Origin of the sequence: Streptomyces smaragdinus (assembly GCF_009604385.1) — a bacterium.
In the GTDB taxonomy this organism is placed as follows: Bacteria; Actinomycetota; Actinomycetes; order Streptomycetales; family Streptomycetaceae; genus Streptomyces; species Streptomyces smaragdinus.
This window is the reverse complement of the sequence record NZ_WEGJ01000033.1, coordinates 61,563-75,938: the sequence shown is the minus strand read 5'-3', so window position 1 is coordinate 75,938 and position 14,376 is coordinate 61,563. Positions and strand designations below refer to the sequence as shown.

Sequence of the window (14,376 nt, the reverse complement as noted above, 5' to 3'; positions counted from 1 at the left end):
ACCCCGCCCAACGGCAACGGGCGGCGTGTGGGTGGGCATCCCCCGCGCCGAAGGCGCGGCAGGCCGACGACCCCCGGCCCACCCCCGCCGGCCACGGCGACAACGTCACCCCGAAACGGGCGGCCGCGGGTGGGCAACCCGCCCCGCGCCGCAGGCGCGGGCAGCCGGCGGCGCGGCACCGCACAACCCCGGACGCCCCCACAGCAACCCAACCCTTACAGAACCCTGACGCCGGGCGCGCCGAAGCCCCCGGCGGGGGGACACCCCGCCTACCGTCGCCCTATGCGGATTCTGGTCACAGGCAGCGCCGGCTTCATCGGATCGGCAATCACGGACGCCCTGCGCGAGGCCGGCCACGACCCGACCCCCTTCGACATCCGCACGGACCCCTCGCACGACATCCGCGACCGCGAAGCCGTCGAAGACGCCCTCCACGGCGTGGACGCCGTCTGCCACCAGGCGGCGAAGGTCGGCCTCGGCAAGGACTTCGACGACGCCCCCGCGTACACCGAGGTGAACGCGGGAGGCACCGCCAACCTCCTCGCCGCCATGGCGGCCAAGGGCGTACGCCGTCTCGCGCTGGCCGGCTCCATGGTGGTGTACGGCGAAGGCCGCTACACGTGCGCCGCCCACGGCGTCGTACGCCCCGGTCCCCGCCGCCCGGAAGACCTCGCCGCCGGCCGCTTCGAACCCCCGTGCCCCCACTGCGACACCCCCCTGACCGCGGGACTGGTCGCCGAGGACGCCCCCACCGACCCCCGCAGCGTCTACGCGGTGACCAAGCTGACGCAGGAGCACCTGGCCACCGTCTGGGCCCGCGACACCGGCAGCACCGCCGTCTCCCTCCGCTACCACAACGTGTACGGACCGGGCCTCCCCCGCGACACCCTCTACGCCGGCGTGGCCGCCCTCTTCCTGTCCGCCCTCCTGCGCGGCGAGGCCCCCCGCGTCTTCGAGGACGGCGCCCAGCGCCGCGACTTCGTCCACGTCCGCGACGTCGCCGCGGCCAACCTCCGCGCCCTGGAGGCGCCCCTCGAACCGGGCGCCCTCACCGCGTACAACACCGGCAGCGGCGAAGTCCGCACCGTCGGCGAGATGGCCGTCGCCCTGGCCTTCGCCCGCGGCGGCCCGGACCCGGTGGTCACCGGCGAGTACCGTCTCGGCGACGTCCGCCACATCACCGCCGACTCCCGCCGGCTGAAGGAGGACCTGGGCTGGCGGCCGGAGGTCGACTTCATCTCGGGCATGAGCGAACTGGCCGCGAAGGAAGACGGCTGACCGTCAGCCCGAAGCCCCCACCGGCAGCTCCACCTCGAACCGGCATCCCCCGCCCACGTTCCGAACCGACGCCCGTCCCGCGTGCGCCTCGACGATCCCCCGTACGATCGCGAGCCCCAGCCCCGCCCCCGCCGGGGGCGTACGCGCATGGTTGCCGCGCCACCCCGTGTCGAAGACGCGCCCCAGGTCCTCCTCCGGGATGCCCCCGCACTCGTCCGTCACCGACACCACCACCGTCCCGTCCGACCGGCCCTCCGCCGTGACGGCGACCGTCCCGTCGGCCGGCGTCCGGCGGATCGCGTTGACGAGCAGATTTCCCAGCACCCGCGTCATCTCCGCCCCGTCCACCTCCACCGGCAGATCGGCGACCCCGTCCCCCACGAGCCGTACACCGTGCTGCCGGGCGAGCGGATCGGCGCCCGCGAGCGCCTCCCCCACCAGCTCGTGCAGCGACAGCCGCGCCCGCGACAGCGTCAGCGCGCCCGCGTGGATCCGCGACAGCTCGAACAGGTCGCCGACCATGTCGTTCATCCGCTCGACGTCGGTACGGATCTGCCGGTGGTAGCGCGCGGGGTCGGCGGCCACCCCGTCCTCCAGCGCCTCCGCCATCGCGCGCAGACCGGCAAGGGGGGTGCGCAGATCGTGCGAGATCCAGGCGACGAGTTCGCGCCGGGAGGACTCCAGTGTCCGTTCGCGTTCCCGGGAGGCGGCCAGACGCGCGCTGGTGGCCGCCAGTTCGCGGCTGACGGCGGCGAGTTCCGCGCCGGTCTCCCCCGGTGGCTGGGCGAAGCTGCCGTCCTCCCCGAAGCTGCGCGCCGCCCGCGCCAGGGCGGCGGCCCGTACCGCGACCCAGCGGCCGAGCAAAGCGGCCACCGCCATCGCCACCACGGCGGCCGTCAGACAGACGATGACGACGACGTTCAGGTCGTGCGGGCTGAGGAACATCTCCCGCGCGACCGCCAGCGTGCCGAACAGCATCGCCGCCACGGCCGTCGCGGCGACCACGCAGATCGTCACCAGCAGCGACCGCCCGCGCAGCAGCCGCAGGACGAGCGCCCCCAGCGCCCCGGCCGCCGCGGCGCCGAGGAACGCGAAGAGGGCGATCAGCGCGATGTCCTTCATCCCTCCGTCCCTCCGCTCTCCGGGTCGAAGCGGTAACCGACGCCCCACACCGTGGTGATGAGCCGCGGCACCGCCGGATCGGCCTCCACCTTCGCGCGCAGCCGGCGGATGTGGACCGTGACGGTGGACAGATCGCCGAAGTCCCAGCCCCACACGTCCCGCATCAGCTCCTCCCGGCCGAACACCTCACCCGGATGGGACATGAAGTGCGCGAGTAGGTCGAATTCGCGCTGGGTAAGCGCCAGTTCGCCGTCACCCTTGACCACCCGCCGCGCCGCCGGATCGAGGGTGAGTCCCGCCGCCCGCAGTACGCCCGCCCTCCGTTCGGGCGGGCGGCGGCGCAGTACCGACTCCACGCGGAGCACCAGTTCGCGCGGGCTGAACGGCTTCGTGACGTAGTCGTCCGCCCCCAGCTCCAGTCCGGCGATCCGGTCGTCCTCGTCGCCGCGGGCGGTGAGCATGATGACGGGCACCGGCCCCCGGGCGCGCAGGCGCGCGCAGACGGCGAAGCCGTCCATGCCGGGGAGCATCAGGTCCAGGACGACCAGGTCCGGGCGTACGGCGTCGGCCCGTACGAGCGCCGAGGGGCCGTCGGCGGCGCGGTCGACGGTGTGCCCCGCCCGGCCGAGGTACTCCGCGATCACCTCGGACACGGTGGGGTCGTCGTCGACGACGAGGATCCGGGTGGGCGCTGCGTTCATGCCGCCCAGCGTGGCACGCGGCGGCGGGAGCGGGGTGGGGCCGGCGGTGTGAGCGTCCGCCTTTCGTAAGATCTCCGAACCCGTTATGTCCTGTTTGCTCTCGTAGGGTGAGGGCCATGACCGATGTGATCCTCCCCTGTCTGGACGAGGCGGGTGCGCTGCCCTGGGTGCTGGAGCGGATCCCGCCCGGCTGGCGGGCGATCGTCGTCGACAACGGTTCGACGGACGGCTCCGCCGCGATCGCGCGCGGCCTCGGCGCCACCGTCGTGCACGAGCCGCGGCGCGGCTTCGGCTCGGCGTGCGCCGCCGGACTGGCCGCGGCGACCGCCGACATCGTCTGCTTCTGCGACTGCGACGCCACCCTCGACCCGGGCCTGCTGACCCGGCTCACCGAACCGGTCCGCGCCGGCCGCCGCGACCTCGTCCTCGGCCGCCGCCGGCCGCAGACGCGCGGCGCGTGGCCGCTGCACGCCCGGGCGGGCAACGCGGCGCTGTCGCGGATGGTGCGCCGCCGCACCGGCGTCACCCTGCGGGACCTGGGCCCGATGCGGGCGGCGCGGCGTGAGCCGCTGCTCGCGCTGGGGATCGCCGACCGGCGCAGCGGCTTCCCGCTGGAGATGGTGGTGAAGGCGGCGGACGCAGGCTGGCGGATCGTCGAGATGGACGTGCCGTATCTGCCCCGCACCGGCCGGTCGAAGGTCACCGGGACCTGGCGCGGCACCTGGCACGCGGTACGGGACATGCGCGCGGTCCTCGCCGCCCCGCCCGCCTCCCCCGCGGTGGTCGCGCGGTGAGCCCCGGGACGACGCTCCTCGTCATCGCCAAGGAACCGCTCCCCGGCCGCGTCAAGACGCGCCTCACGCCCGCCTATTCGCCCCCGGAGGCCGCCGCCCTGGCCCGCGCCGCCCTCGCCGACACCCTGGCCGCCGGGCTCGCGCTGCCCGTACGGCGCCGGGTGCTCGTACTGGACGGCACGCCCGGCGACTGGCTGCCGTCCGGGTACGACGTCGTCCCGCAGTGCGCCGGCGGGCTCGACGAACGGCTCGCGGCGGCGTTCGCGGGGGCGGGCGGTCCGGCGCTGCTCGTCGGGATGGACACCCCGCAGCTGACCGCGTGGCTGCTGGCGTCGGTGACGGCGCCCGACGCGTGGGAGCGGGCGGACGCCTATTTCGGGCCCGCGCTCGACGGCGGCTTCTGGGCGCTGGGGCTGGCGGAGCCCGATCCGGCGCTGGTACGGGGCGTACCGATGTCCGTCCCGCACACCGGCGCGGTGCAGCGGCGGCGGCTGACGGACGCCGGGCTGCGCGTCGCGGGGCTGCCGCCGCTGCGGGACGTGGACACTCCGGCGGACGTGCCGCTGGTGGCCGCCGACTGTCCGGCGGAGGGTGCGTTCGCCGCCGAGGCACGGCGGCTGGACGCCGGGCGGCGGGCGGGACTCGTGACGGAGGGCGTCGGGTGACGGCTTGGGCGGAGCCGTACGCACGGGCGATCCGCAGCGGGCGGGGGCCCTTGTTCCTGCGGCAGGCGGACGGGGGGCTGCTGCCGCTGGAGGTCGAGCGCTGGTGCGGGGAGCCGGACGCGGCGGACTGGTCGGTCCTCGGGCGGTGCGCGGGGCCGGTGCTGGACATCGGCTGCGGGCCGGGGCGGCTGGTCGCGGCGCTGGCCCGGCTGGGGCTGCCGGCGCTGGGGATCGACGTCAGCGCGGTCGCCGTGGAACGGACGCACGCGAGCGGGGGCAGCGCCCTGCGGCGGTCGGTGTTCGATCCGCTGCCGGGTGAGGGGCGGTGGGCGACGGCGCTGCTGATGGACGGCAACGTCGGCATCGGCGGGGACCCCGGGGCGCTGCTGCGGCGGGTCGCGGCGCTGGTGGCGCCGGGCGGGCTGTGCGTGGTGGAGGTGCAGCCGTACGACGTGGACGAGCGGGTGCGGGTGCAGGTGTCGGACGGGACGGCGGTCGTGCCCGGGCCGCCGTTCCCGTGGGCGCGGGTGGGCGGCGCGGCGCTGGGGCGGTACGCGGCGGGCAGCGGGTGGGGTCAGGAGCCGGGGTGGGAGTGGGGGTCGGGGGGACGGCGGTTCGTGGCGCTGCGGCGGGCGCGTACGGCGTACAGCAGGGCGGAGAGCGCGAACAGCGCGCCGGTGAGCCCGAGCCAGTTGAACAGATAGCCGTCCGCCGAGCGGAGGGACGCCGATTCGTATCCCGGGCTCAGCCGGAAGACGAGCGGGAAGAAGACGATGAGGAGCAGCCCCGAGAGGTACGCGGGGACACGCACGTAATTCGACTTACGGACGACCGCCCGGTCCAGCGCGGAGTACAGGGGGAACAGCACCAGATCGTGCAGCACCGCCGCGCCGACGAACCACAGGGCGACACCGAACCAGTCGTCCGCCAGCAGCCGGATTCCCGCGTAGACGGTGAGCGCGAACGAAGCGAGCAACAGGGCGAGCCTCATGCCGGCCTCCCGAGGGTGAGACGGGTGACCCATTTCGTCTGATGCACGCCGGGTGCGGCAGGGACGATGATCCGCGCCGGATATCCGTGGTCGAGGGAGAGCGGTTTCCCGTTGACCTCGAGGGCGAGCAGTCCGGCACGTACCTGGTTGGCGCGCAGATACACGGCTCGGAAGGCCCCCGTCCGCTGCAGCGACTCGACGAACATGTCGTCGTCCGCCCCCGCGTCCACCAGTCGCGCCAGATCGGTCAGCCGCACCCCGCGCCAGTCCTGGTTCCCGGTCGACCATCCCTCCACGCAGGCGATGGGCAGCCGTGCGGTTGTCTGCGTCATCGCCCGCAGCTGTGCGTGGTCCAGCCGTACGGTCCCTCCGTCCGCCTTTTGCACGCTCAACCGCCATCCCTCGCCGGTGTCGCGGGCGGTGATGCCCCGTACGGCGGCGGGCTTGTTGATCTGAAAGCCGTTCTGCTCCGGCCCCGGGTCCGCGCCCCCTCGCGGGGCGAGCAGGGCGGTGCGTCGCAGCGGACCGCCGATCGCCTGCCCGGCGGTGACCGCGAAGAGGGCGAACGATCCGGCGCCGACCAGTGCGACCGCCCCGCGCCGGGAGATGGTCTCCTCCGACGGATCGACCGCCCGCAGCTCCTCGCCGCCCTCGTCCCGCAGCCCCCGCCGCAGTTTGGCGAACCGGGTCGCGATGTGCACGGCGAGCGCGGCGGCGAACACCCAGGCGCCGTAGTAGTGCAGCCGGTAGAAGGACCCGGGGAACCAGTAGGCCAGCTGTGTGTTGAGCACCCCCGTGGCCAGCTCGAAGAGCGTCCCCCCGACGAGGAACAGCAGCGACAGCCGGTCCAGCGCGTGCAGCACGGACGTGACGGGCGGCCGTACGAACAGCTTCGGCAGCACGGACCACAGCTTGGCCAGCACCACCGGGATCAGCACGAACCCGCCGATCACATGCACGCTCTGGGTGAGCCAGTACAGCCACGACGGACCCGCCGGCCAGTCGAACAGCTGGAAGCCGAGGAGCCCCGCGTCGGGCGTGCGGTCGTTGGGCGGGCCGAGGCCGGGGTTGTAGGCCGTGTACGACAGCAGCCCGGTCACGAACAGGACCGGCATCCCGACGAGCAGCACCAGACCCAGCACGGAGGTGAACCGGGGGCCCCGAACGGGGCTGCGGAAGTGTTCCTTCACGTCCATGCGCCGACCGTAGGCCCGCCAGGTGCGGTGAGCGGTGCCCCGACACCTGACGAAAGCGTGACGTCCGCCCGGCGGCACCCGTAGCGGTGATCGGCCGCTCCTAGGGTGGACGTCGTGAAGTCCCCGGGCGTCCGCAATGACATCCTGACCGCCGTCCTCGCCGCCGTCCTGTTCGCCCTCGCGGCGGTCGTCGGCTCCGCGCTGCTGGAGGACCGTGTCCGGTATCGGCCACTGTTGCTGAAGTGGCCGCCGCTGTATGCCCAGTGGATGCCGCATATGGGGCCGGGGACGGGGGCGGCGGTTCTCGTCGCCGTGGTGGTCGTCGTGTACGGCCCTTCGGTGGCCGTCCGGCTGCCGTGGCGGCGGCTGCTGTGGGTGAGCTGGCTGGTCTCCATGGCGTGGCTGTGGTCGCTGGCGCTGATCGACGGCTGGTCGGCGGGGGTGGCGGGACAGCTCACGGACAAGAACGAGTACCTCCACGACGGGCTGTCGCGCTTCTCCTCCGTGGGCGACGCGCTTCGTACGTACACCGACTACATCTCGGCGGACACCGCGCCGGACAACTGGCCGGCGCATATCGCCGGTCATCCGCCGGGGGCGGTTCTGACGTTCGTCGGGCTCGACCGGCTGGGGCTGGGCGGCGGGGCGTGGGGGGCGGTGTTCGTGCTGACGGTCGGGGGGTCGGCTGCCGCGGCGGTGCTGGTCGCGCTGCGCGCGCTGGGCTCCGAGGACGCCGCGCGGCGCGCGGCGCCGTTCCTCGTGCTGGCGCCGTGGGCCGTGTGGGCGGGGGTGTCGGCGGACGGGTACTTCGCGGCGGTGGGGGCGTGGGGGGTGGCGTTGGTGGCGGTGGCTTGCTCGGGGGTTCGCCCTTGGGCTTCGGCGCTGTGCGGGGGGCTGCTGCTGGGGTGGTGCGTGTACCTCTCGTACGGGCTGACGCTGCTGGCGCTCCTGGTGCTGGCGGCGCTGTGGGTGTCCGGCTCGTGGCGGCCGGTGCCGTGGGTGGTGCTGGGGGTCTGCCTCGTGGCGGTGGGCTTCACCGCGTCCGGCTTCTGGTGGTGGGAGGGGTACACGGAGCTGCACGCGCGGTATTACGCGGGGGCCGCCGGGTTTCGGCCGTACGGCTACTTCGTGTGGGCGAACCTTGCGACGGTGGTCGTTTCGGCGGGGTTGGCGTCGGTCGCGGGGGTGCGGCGGGCGGTGGTGGGGTTCTGGCGGGGGATGGGTCCTGGGCGGCGCCCTTCCGCTCTGCCGGTGCTGGTTGTCGCCGCTGCGGCGGCGATCCTCGCGGCGGATCTCTCGGGGATGAGCAAGGCGGAGACGGAGCGGATCTGGCTCCCGTTCACCCTCTGGCTGCTCCCGGCGGCGGCGCTCCTGCCTCCGGCGACGCATCGGTGGTGGCTGGCCTCGCAGGCGGTGCTGGCTGTGGGGGTGAACGGGCTTTTGCTTACGGGGTGGTAGGCACCCCGGGTGGGCGGTCTTCGGCCGGCGGTTGCGTCGGCTGACGCGCATCCGGCCTTCGGCCGGAGGCTTCAAGCGCCAGCCGGGCTGAGGTGGGGTGTCTTGGCCCCTGGGTCGGTGTCTGGTCCGCCGGGGTACGCGCGGGCGTGAAGTGGGTCGGGGCCGCCCGACACACCTGCGCGCGTACTGCCGCGTCGTGGTCCCTTTGGGAGCGTTTCCCGTACGCGCGCAGGCGTGTCGGACACCCCCTTCTTTGCGCCGGCGGCTACCGGATTGTCCCTGGTCACCGCTCCCTCCAGCCCGCCAACCGTGGGGGACTCCCCCGGCCCCCGGGCATCCCAACGGCTGCCCCCGCAAACGCCGGACAGCGCGACGCACCCCACCCCCTCAGCCTCGAACCGCCAACTCCGCCCACACCGTCTTCCCCGCCCCGCGTGCCCGGACGCCCCAGTTCGACGCGAGGGCGTCGACCAGGAGTAGCCCTCGGCCGTCCGAATCGTCGTCGGCCGGGGTTCGCATCTTCGGTACCAGCCAGGCAATCGGGTCGGAGATCTCGAGGGTGACGATGCCGCCCCGGTGGCATAGGGCGAGCTCGAAGCGGTTGCCCGCCCCCTGGGCGTGCCTCACCGCGTTGGTCGTCAACTCGCTGGTGATCAGGATGGCTACCTCTGTCAGGTGACTCAACTGCCAGGTGTGCAGGAGCCCTTCGACGTGATGTCGGGCTTCGGGTACGGAGCCCTCGCAGCTCCGGAATGTCTTTACGTGCGAACGCCCGGACATCAATCTCCCAAGGTCAGCGGGCAGGCAGAACAACGTCACCCAACGTTTCCCTTGCGCAACACTGGGTGACGCCTTGAAGCTAGCGTGATCCCATACGTCCAGGCAATCACTCGTTCGTGCAAAATTGCGCAGGTACGAGGCAGTAACAGACTGACGGTTATGGTTCGTTGACGTACGACCTGAAACCATCGGAGAGGGGACCTCGTGACATCTGGCGGACGACCCACAGTGCGCGGCCGGCGGCTCGGCTCCGCGCTGCGCAGATATCGCGAGTCCAAGCGGCTCGACCTGAAGCACGCGGGCGAGGCGGTTGGATGCTCGACGTCGAAGATCAGCCGACTGGAATCCGGGCTGTCACCGGCGCGTGTGGGGGACGTGCGGATCCTCTTGGACCTCTACGAGATCGAGGACCCGGAGCGACGGTCCGCGCTGGAGCGCCTCGCGCGGCAGAGCAGCAAGCAGGGATGGTGGGTCGACTATCGGACCTCCATTACGAACGAGTTCGCGGACCTCGTCACCCTTGAGGCCGACGCCTCCGTGATCCGTACCTGGCAGCCTGTCCGCATCCCAGGAATCCTTCAGACGCCCGACTGCACCAGAGCCCTGCTCGCCGCGACACCGGCAGTCATCACGGACGACGAGATCGAGGCGGTCGTACGGATCCGCCAGGAGCGGCGGCGCGTGATCGCAGAGGCGGGGACGCCATTCGCCGCCGTGATCTGGGAGCCGGCACTGGCCTCTCCCATGCCGACGCACTCCGCGCACGTCGAACAGCTGAAGCAGATCGCGGCTGTCGCCCGGGAGGAGAGCGTCATGGTTCAGGTGTTGCCGGCGGCCGAGTGGGCAATTGCCAGGATCGCGGGGCACTTCGTCACGTTCGCGTTCAGCAGTGAGTCCGACCCCGAGGTCGCGGCGATCGACGGTCTCAACAACACGCTCATCATCGAGAACTCCGACGAGGTCGCCCTCTACGCGCGCGCCTTCGGCATACTCCAGTCAGCCGCGCTGAGCCCCACGGACAGCGCCGACTGTCTCCGGAGTTTGATTGACCGCGTCTCCCAGGGAGGAGAGAAAGCGTGAGGAAAAACCGGGAGGTTGTCACCCCCTTCATAAAATCCTCGGCGTCAGGAGGTCCTAACACCGACTGCGTCGAGGTAGCCCACACAGCCGACGGCGGCCGGGCCGTCCGTGACAGCAAGAACCCCGAAGCCGTCCAGTACTACACCCCCACCGAATGGGCCGCCTTCCTGACCGGCGTCAGAGCCGGCGAGTTCGACTGAACGGCCGCGCCCCGTCCGCCGGTGGTGGCCGGTGGGCGGGGCGCGTGGGGGACGGGGCTTACGACAGCTTCAGGGACTGCCACTTCGGGCTGAGGGTCATGTCCTTCAGCTGGTCGATCGTCAGCGGCATGTCCGGGCGGGTCGCCGGCTTCCACTGGGCGGAGGAGTTGTGGAGCTGGATCGCCACCCGCCGGCCGTTGGGGCGGACGACGTCCACGAACCAGCGGTTGACTCCCTTGCCGCCCTTCTCGCCGGGGCCCTGGTACACCACCATCTTCGTACCGTCGGGGAGGGTGTCCGTGTAGCGGGAGGCGTCGTCCTTCTCGCCGAAGAGCTCTCCCGGCGGGCTCACGGTCGCGTCCAGGATGGCCACGCCGCGGCCGTCGTCGACCGCGACACCGCCGTCGCTCCGGCGGACGATCTCCAGTGACTTCGGCAGCAGGGAGGCCAGCGTCCGGGTGATGTCGTTCGGCGAGTACTCCGGGGCCCGTTCGGAGCTCCCGGGGTCGGCGGCGGGAGCGTTGAGCTCCGCCAGGACGGGAGCCCACGCCTTCGACAGCGCCAGCGCCTTGAGCTGCTTCAGGTCGAGCGGCGGACCGGGCCGGGTGACAGATCCCTTCTCCTCCACGGAGTTGAGTGAGGACACGTGCACCGTGGTTCCGTCGGCCTTGCTGTAGGTGACCTCCCACCTCCTGGGGCCGGGACGGGAGTCCCCGTATTCGTAGCCCTGATAGAGCATGGCGCGAGCCCCACCGGGGAGGTGTTCGACCGTGCACGAGTCGAACTTGACGAGGGACTTGTCGGGGCAGGTGAAGGTGCCCCCCTCCGCGAGCTCCCCCGGGCTCTGCCGGGTGAAGTCCACCGTCATGCTCGCCTTGCCGCCGCCGTCGTCGTACACGAGCATGGCGAACGGGTTGCCCGGGCTCGAGTCGTCGACCTTCGTGCCACGCGAATACGGCACGGTCACCTTCGTGTCGGCGCCGAGCCCCTCGATCCGGAGCAGCTCCGCCTTGACCAGCGCGGCTACCTTCTCCCCGCTGATCGTGCCGTTCTGCTGTTCCGTACCGGGCTTCCCGTCCTTCTTCGTGGTCACCGACGTCCCCCCGGACGCGGGCGACGACACGGTCCCGTCGTCCGACCCGCCCGTGAGCAGCTGGGCCGTGAAGCCCACCCCGCCCACAGCCAGCGCGGCCACGACCGCGATGCCCGCGTTGCGGCGGCGGCGGAGTTGCTTGCCGCGCTTGAGGCCGCGGGCGACCAGGACGGTCGACGACGGCGGTGTGGTGATGTCGGCGGCCTGCCGGATACCGGCCGCGAACTCGTCTTCCAGATCGGCATCGGACATGTCGATCAACACTCCACTTCTGGATTTCGGGGCACGGGCCATCGCGCCGATGGTCGGTCGGCGTGGACCCGGCGATGGGGGTTTTTGCGGGACGCGCTGTTCAGGCCGCGTATTCGGCGAGGCTGCCGCCGAGGTGTCCCCTCAGCTTCTGCAGCGCCCGTACACACCGGGTGCGGACCGCGTTCTCGCTCACCTGCATCGCGCCGGCGGTCTCGGCGACGCTGCGGTCCTCCCAGTAGCGCAGCACCAGCACCGCGCGGTCCTTCGCCGGCAGCTCCGCCAGCGCGTCGAGCAGCGTCAGCCGCAGCGACGGGTCGCCGCGGCGGGCCTCGGGCAGGTCGGGGAACTCGCCCGTGGGACGTTCGGTGCTGCTGCGCCGCCGCTGCTGGGTGAGGAAGGTGCGTACCAGCACGGTCTGCGCGTATCCGGCGGGGTTGTCGACCTGCTTGATCCTGCGCCACGTGACAAACATCCGGCCGAGGGTCTCCTGGACGAGATCCTCGGCCCGGTGGGTGTCACCGCCGGTGAGCAGGCAGGCCGACCGGTACAGATGCCCGGCGCGTGCCGAGGCGAACTCCAGATAGTGCCGCTCTTGTGCCGGCCCCATCGGTGGCTCCTCTCCTCTGTCATGCGTCTATCCCCATGACGCGGCGGTTCGGGCCCCGCGTGTCGCTCCGGCGGAGAATTATTTCGGCTTGCCCCTCTACGCTCCCCCCATGGACGGTACGGAACAGATCACCGTCGCCCCGGCCACCCCCGGCACCTGGGACGACGTGACGGAACTGCTCGGGCGGCGGGGCGCGGTGAAGGGGTGCTGGTGCATGTGGTTCCGCCAGTCGCCGCAGGAGCGGCGGGAGACGGGGGACGCGGAGCGGCGGGAGGCGCTGAAGGGGCTGGTCGACGCCGGTGCGCCGACGGGGCTGGTGGCGTACCGGGGCGGGAAGCCCGCGGGGTGGGTGTCCGTCGCGCCGTACGGGGACTTCTCGCGGCTGGGGCGGTCGCCGGTGAGCAAGCCCGTGGACGACACCCCGGTGTGGTCGCTGGTCTGCCTGTACGTCGGGCGTGAGCACCGGGGGGCGGGGGTGGCCCGGGCGCTGGTGCGGGCGGGGGTGGACTACGCCCGGGACGGCGGGGCGAAGGTTGTGGAGGCGTATCCGGTGGATGACGCGCTGGGGCCGGTGGCGGCGGACGACGCGTACCACGGGCTGGTGTCGCTGCTGGCCGCGGAGGGTTTTACGGAGGTGGCGCGGCGGACGCCGAAGCGGCCGGTTATGCGGGTGGCCGTCGGGTAGGGGCGGTCTGTCGGTGGGGGCGCGTACCGTCGTAAGTATGTGCCGGAGTATCAAGACGCTGCGCCCCCCGTTCGAGGAGTCCGTCACCGAGGAGGACATGCGGGCGGCGGCGCTGCAGTACGTACGGAAGATCTCGGGATTCCGCCGTCCGGCCGCGCACAACGCGGAGGCGTTCGACGCGGCGGTCGACGCGGTGGCGGAGGCGACGGAGAAGCTGCTGTCGTCGCTGGTGGTCCGGGGGGCGAGCTGACTCCTCTCAGACCCGGGGCCCCAGCGTGTACATCACGTGCGCGTTGTCCCCGTGCAGGAACGACTCGCCGCGCTTGAAACCCATCCGCTCCAGCAGGCGCAGGGAGCCCGTGTTCCCCGCGTACGGGTCGGCGTACAGCGGGCGGGTCCGCTCCAGCCGGAGGAACTGGGTGAGGGCCTGCGTCGCGATGCCCCGGCCCCAGAACTCGCGGCCGAAGACATAGCCGACGAAGCGGCGGTCGCCGTCCCACCAGGCCACGGTGCTGCCCGCCACCACGCCGTCGACCAGGGCCGCCCGGACGAGGACCGTGGGGTCGCCGAGCACCGCCGTCCGCCAGTGCCGCATGAAGCGGTCGTGGGCGCGCGGCTGGAACTTCGACCGGAAGACGTTCTCCGGGTCGTGCTCGTGCGCGAAGAAGACCTCCAGGTCAGCCTCCTCGACCGCCCGCAGACGCACCGTCTCCCGCACGCGAACCGTCTCCTGCACCCGCAGCGACTCGTAGCCCATATCAGTGAGCTTGCCACCCGCCACTGACATTCTCGTCTCCTGTTAGCGTCCGGCACATGAAGAAGGCCGTGGTGTTCGACCTCGACGGGACGCTCGTCGACACGATGCCGGTCATCGTCGGTGGTTACGCGGCGACCGTACGTGAGCTCGGCGGGCCCGAGGTGGGGCGGGCGGAGATCCTGGGGGCGTTCCCGCTGGGGACGGCCGCCGTGGTGCTCGCGCACTTCCTGGGGCGGCCCGTCACCGAGGCCGAGCTGGCCCGGCACCGGGCGGGCATCCGGGAGCGCGTCACGTCCGTCGAGGCCTTCCCCGGGGTGCCGGAGATGCTGGACACGCTGCGGACGGACGGGGCCGTGCTCGCCGTCTACACGGGGGCCTCGCGGGTGGGGGCCGAGCGGTCACTGACGATGAGCGGGCTCGCCCCGTACTTCCCCGTGCTCGTCACCGGGGAGGAGGTCGCGCGGCAGAAGCCCGCCGCCGACGGGCTGCGCCAGGCGTGCGCGGCGCTCGGCACGGACGCCGCGCGGGCCGCCTACGTCGGGGACACCGAGGCCGACCTGGGCTGCGCGACGGCAGCGGGCGCCCGCCCCGTGCACGCCGCGTGGGACGCCGCCGCGGCCGTCGTCCCCGGGCACGTCCGCGCGGAGCATCCGCGGGAGGTGCCGGGGCTGGTGCTGGGGGGCTGACGCCTCCTTGGCGCAACCCCCTTCGGCCGCC

General features: G+C 72.7%; 17 protein-coding genes. 10 read left to right on the top strand and 7 right to left on the bottom strand.

Going from position 1 to position 14,376, the window contains the following annotated elements; all coding sequences use genetic code 11:
- The first annotated feature begins 282 nt into the window (after positions 1-282).
- A complete protein-coding gene (locus tag SRB5_RS28310) occupies positions 283-1,278 on the top strand; it encodes an NAD-dependent epimerase/dehydratase family protein (protein ID WP_153456285.1) in 996 nt (331 codons plus the stop codon).
- 3 nt (positions 1,279-1,281) lie between these two features.
- Here SRB5_RS28310 and SRB5_RS28305 read toward each other — a convergent pair whose 3' ends face one another.
- Both SRB5_RS28305 and SRB5_RS28300 read right to left on the bottom strand, forming a co-directional pair.
- Positions 1,282-2,400, bottom strand: a complete 1,119-nt coding sequence (locus tag SRB5_RS28305) for a sensor histidine kinase (RefSeq protein WP_153456284.1) — start codon at positions 2,398-2,400, stop codon at positions 1,282-1,284.
- Positions 2,397-3,101: a response regulator transcription factor gene (locus tag SRB5_RS28300; RefSeq protein WP_153456283.1), complete on the bottom strand. Its 705-nt coding sequence runs from the start codon at positions 3,099-3,101 to the stop codon at positions 2,397-2,399. The genes SRB5_RS28305 and SRB5_RS28300 overlap by 4 nt, the downstream gene beginning before the upstream one ends.
- Before the next feature lie 116 nt (positions 3,102-3,217).
- Here SRB5_RS28300 and SRB5_RS28295 point away from each other — a divergent pair, with 116 nt between their 5' ends.
- Genes SRB5_RS28295 through SRB5_RS28285 form a run of 3 tightly spaced genes read left to right on the top strand, consistent with a single transcriptional unit; the run spans position 3,218 to position 5,264 of the window.
- Positions 3,218-3,895 carry a glycosyltransferase family 2 protein gene (locus SRB5_RS28295; protein ID WP_153456282.1) on the top strand — a complete coding sequence of 226 codons (678 nt, stop codon included), beginning with the start codon at positions 3,218-3,220 and terminating at the stop codon, positions 3,893-3,895.
- The gene (locus tag SRB5_RS36785) at positions 3,892-4,560 is read left to right on the top strand and encodes a TIGR04282 family arsenosugar biosynthesis glycosyltransferase (RefSeq protein ID WP_323378626.1); all 669 of its coding nucleotides are present in this window, start codon (positions 3,892-3,894) and stop codon (positions 4,558-4,560) included. Before SRB5_RS28295 ends, SRB5_RS36785 begins: the two co-directional genes overlap by 4 nt.
- Entirely contained in the window at positions 4,557-5,264 is a 708-nt protein-coding gene (locus SRB5_RS28285; protein ID WP_323378625.1) for a class I SAM-dependent methyltransferase, read from the top strand. The genes SRB5_RS36785 and SRB5_RS28285 overlap by 4 nt, the downstream gene beginning before the upstream one ends.
- Positions 5,265-5,547: 283 nt before the next feature.
- Here the strand turns inward: SRB5_RS28285 and SRB5_RS28280 are convergent, their stop codons facing one another.
- The gene (locus SRB5_RS28280) at positions 5,548-6,747 is read right to left on the bottom strand and encodes a molybdopterin-dependent oxidoreductase (protein ID WP_153456280.1); all 1,200 of its coding nucleotides are present in this window, start codon (positions 6,745-6,747) and stop codon (positions 5,548-5,550) included.
- Positions 6,748-6,861: 114 nt separating this feature from the next.
- Between SRB5_RS28280 and SRB5_RS28275 the strand changes: the two genes are divergently transcribed.
- Complete coding sequence (locus SRB5_RS28275; RefSeq protein WP_323378624.1) at positions 6,862-8,205, top strand: hypothetical protein; 1,344 nt, start codon at positions 6,862-6,864, stop codon at positions 8,203-8,205.
- A gap of 387 nt (positions 8,206-8,592) precedes the next feature.
- Here SRB5_RS28275 and SRB5_RS28270 read toward each other — a convergent pair whose 3' ends face one another.
- Positions 8,593-8,985 carry an ATP-binding protein gene (locus tag SRB5_RS28270; protein WP_153456297.1) on the bottom strand — a complete coding sequence of 131 codons (393 nt, stop codon included), beginning with the start codon at positions 8,983-8,985 and terminating at the stop codon, positions 8,593-8,595.
- A gap of 204 nt (positions 8,986-9,189) precedes the next feature.
- Between SRB5_RS28270 and SRB5_RS28265 the strand changes: the two genes are divergently transcribed.
- Together SRB5_RS28265 and SRB5_RS28260 are read left to right on the top strand one after the other, a co-directional pair.
- Entirely contained in the window at positions 9,190-10,065 is an 876-nt protein-coding gene (locus SRB5_RS28265) for a helix-turn-helix domain-containing protein (protein WP_323378623.1), read from the top strand.
- Positions 10,062-10,265: a DUF397 domain-containing protein gene (locus SRB5_RS28260; protein WP_323378621.1), complete on the top strand. Its 204-nt coding sequence runs from the start codon at positions 10,062-10,064 to the stop codon at positions 10,263-10,265. Before SRB5_RS28265 ends, SRB5_RS28260 begins: the two co-directional genes overlap by 4 nt.
- A 58-nt stretch (positions 10,266-10,323) precedes the next feature.
- On the opposite strand, the gene SRB5_RS28255 is transcribed toward SRB5_RS28260, so the two are convergent.
- Positions 10,324-11,610 (bottom strand): hypothetical protein, encoded by a 1,287-nt coding sequence (locus SRB5_RS28255; protein WP_153456279.1) that lies wholly within the window; start codon positions 11,608-11,610, stop codon positions 10,324-10,326.
- A 100-nt stretch (positions 11,611-11,710) separates the two neighbouring features.
- Positions 11,711-12,217 (bottom strand): SigE family RNA polymerase sigma factor, encoded by a 507-nt coding sequence (locus SRB5_RS28250; protein ID WP_153456278.1) that lies wholly within the window; start codon positions 12,215-12,217, stop codon positions 11,711-11,713.
- Positions 12,218-12,326: 109 nt separating this feature from the next.
- Between SRB5_RS28250 and SRB5_RS28245 the strand changes: the two genes are divergently transcribed.
- Together SRB5_RS28245 and SRB5_RS28240 are read left to right on the top strand one after the other, a co-directional pair.
- Positions 12,327-12,902 carry a GNAT family N-acetyltransferase gene (locus tag SRB5_RS28245; RefSeq protein WP_153456277.1) on the top strand — a complete coding sequence of 192 codons (576 nt, stop codon included), beginning with the start codon at positions 12,327-12,329 and terminating at the stop codon, positions 12,900-12,902.
- Between the two features lie 37 nt (positions 12,903-12,939).
- Positions 12,940-13,152, top strand: a complete 213-nt coding sequence (locus SRB5_RS28240; RefSeq protein WP_153456276.1) for a DUF2277 domain-containing protein — start codon at positions 12,940-12,942, stop codon at positions 13,150-13,152.
- A gap of 6 nt (positions 13,153-13,158) precedes the next feature.
- Here the strand turns inward: SRB5_RS28240 and SRB5_RS28235 are convergent, their stop codons facing one another.
- Complete coding sequence (locus SRB5_RS28235; RefSeq protein ID WP_228390509.1) at positions 13,159-13,689, bottom strand: GNAT family N-acetyltransferase; 531 nt, start codon at positions 13,687-13,689, stop codon at positions 13,159-13,161.
- Between the two features lie 26 nt (positions 13,690-13,715).
- Between SRB5_RS28235 and SRB5_RS28230 the strand changes: the two genes are divergently transcribed.
- Positions 13,716-14,345, top strand: a complete 630-nt coding sequence (locus SRB5_RS28230) for an HAD family hydrolase (RefSeq protein WP_153456275.1) — start codon at positions 13,716-13,718, stop codon at positions 14,343-14,345.
- Positions 14,346-14,376 lie beyond the last annotated feature (31 nt).

What these genes read in the sequence shown, in the direction of transcription:
- SRB5_RS28310 (WP_153456285.1), top strand. Translation starts at nt 283, where the DNA reads ATGCGGATTCTGGTCACAGGCAGCGCCGGCTTCATCGGATCGGCAATC.
- SRB5_RS28305 (WP_153456284.1), bottom strand. Translation starts at nt 2,400, where the DNA reads ATGAAGGACATCGCGCTGATCGCCCTCTTCGCGTTCCTCGGCGCCGCG.
- SRB5_RS28300 (WP_153456283.1), bottom strand. Translation starts at nt 3,101, where the DNA reads ATGAACGCAGCGCCCACCCGGATCCTCGTCGTCGACGACGACCCCACC.
- SRB5_RS28295 (WP_153456282.1), top strand. Translation starts at nt 3,218, where the DNA reads ATGACCGATGTGATCCTCCCCTGTCTGGACGAGGCGGGTGCGCTGCCC.
- SRB5_RS28280 (WP_153456280.1), bottom strand. Translation starts at nt 6,747, where the DNA reads ATGGACGTGAAGGAACACTTCCGCAGCCCCGTTCGGGGCCCCCGGTTC.
- SRB5_RS28270 (WP_153456297.1), bottom strand. Translation starts at nt 8,985, where the DNA reads ATGTCCGGGCGTTCGCACGTAAAGACATTCCGGAGCTGCGAGGGCTCC.
- SRB5_RS28255 (WP_153456279.1), bottom strand. Translation starts at nt 11,610, where the DNA reads ATGTCCGATGCCGATCTGGAAGACGAGTTCGCGGCCGGTATCCGGCAG.
- SRB5_RS28250 (WP_153456278.1), bottom strand. Translation starts at nt 12,217, where the DNA reads ATGGGGCCGGCACAAGAGCGGCACTATCTGGAGTTCGCCTCGGCACGC.
- SRB5_RS28245 (WP_153456277.1), top strand. Translation starts at nt 12,327, where the DNA reads ATGGACGGTACGGAACAGATCACCGTCGCCCCGGCCACCCCCGGCACC.
- SRB5_RS28240 (WP_153456276.1), top strand. Translation starts at nt 12,940, where the DNA reads ATGTGCCGGAGTATCAAGACGCTGCGCCCCCCGTTCGAGGAGTCCGTC.
- SRB5_RS28235 (WP_228390509.1), bottom strand. Translation starts at nt 13,689, where the DNA reads ATGTCAGTGGCGGGTGGCAAGCTCACTGATATGGGCTACGAGTCGCTG.
- SRB5_RS28230 (WP_153456275.1), top strand. Translation starts at nt 13,716, where the DNA reads ATGAAGAAGGCCGTGGTGTTCGACCTCGACGGGACGCTCGTCGACACG.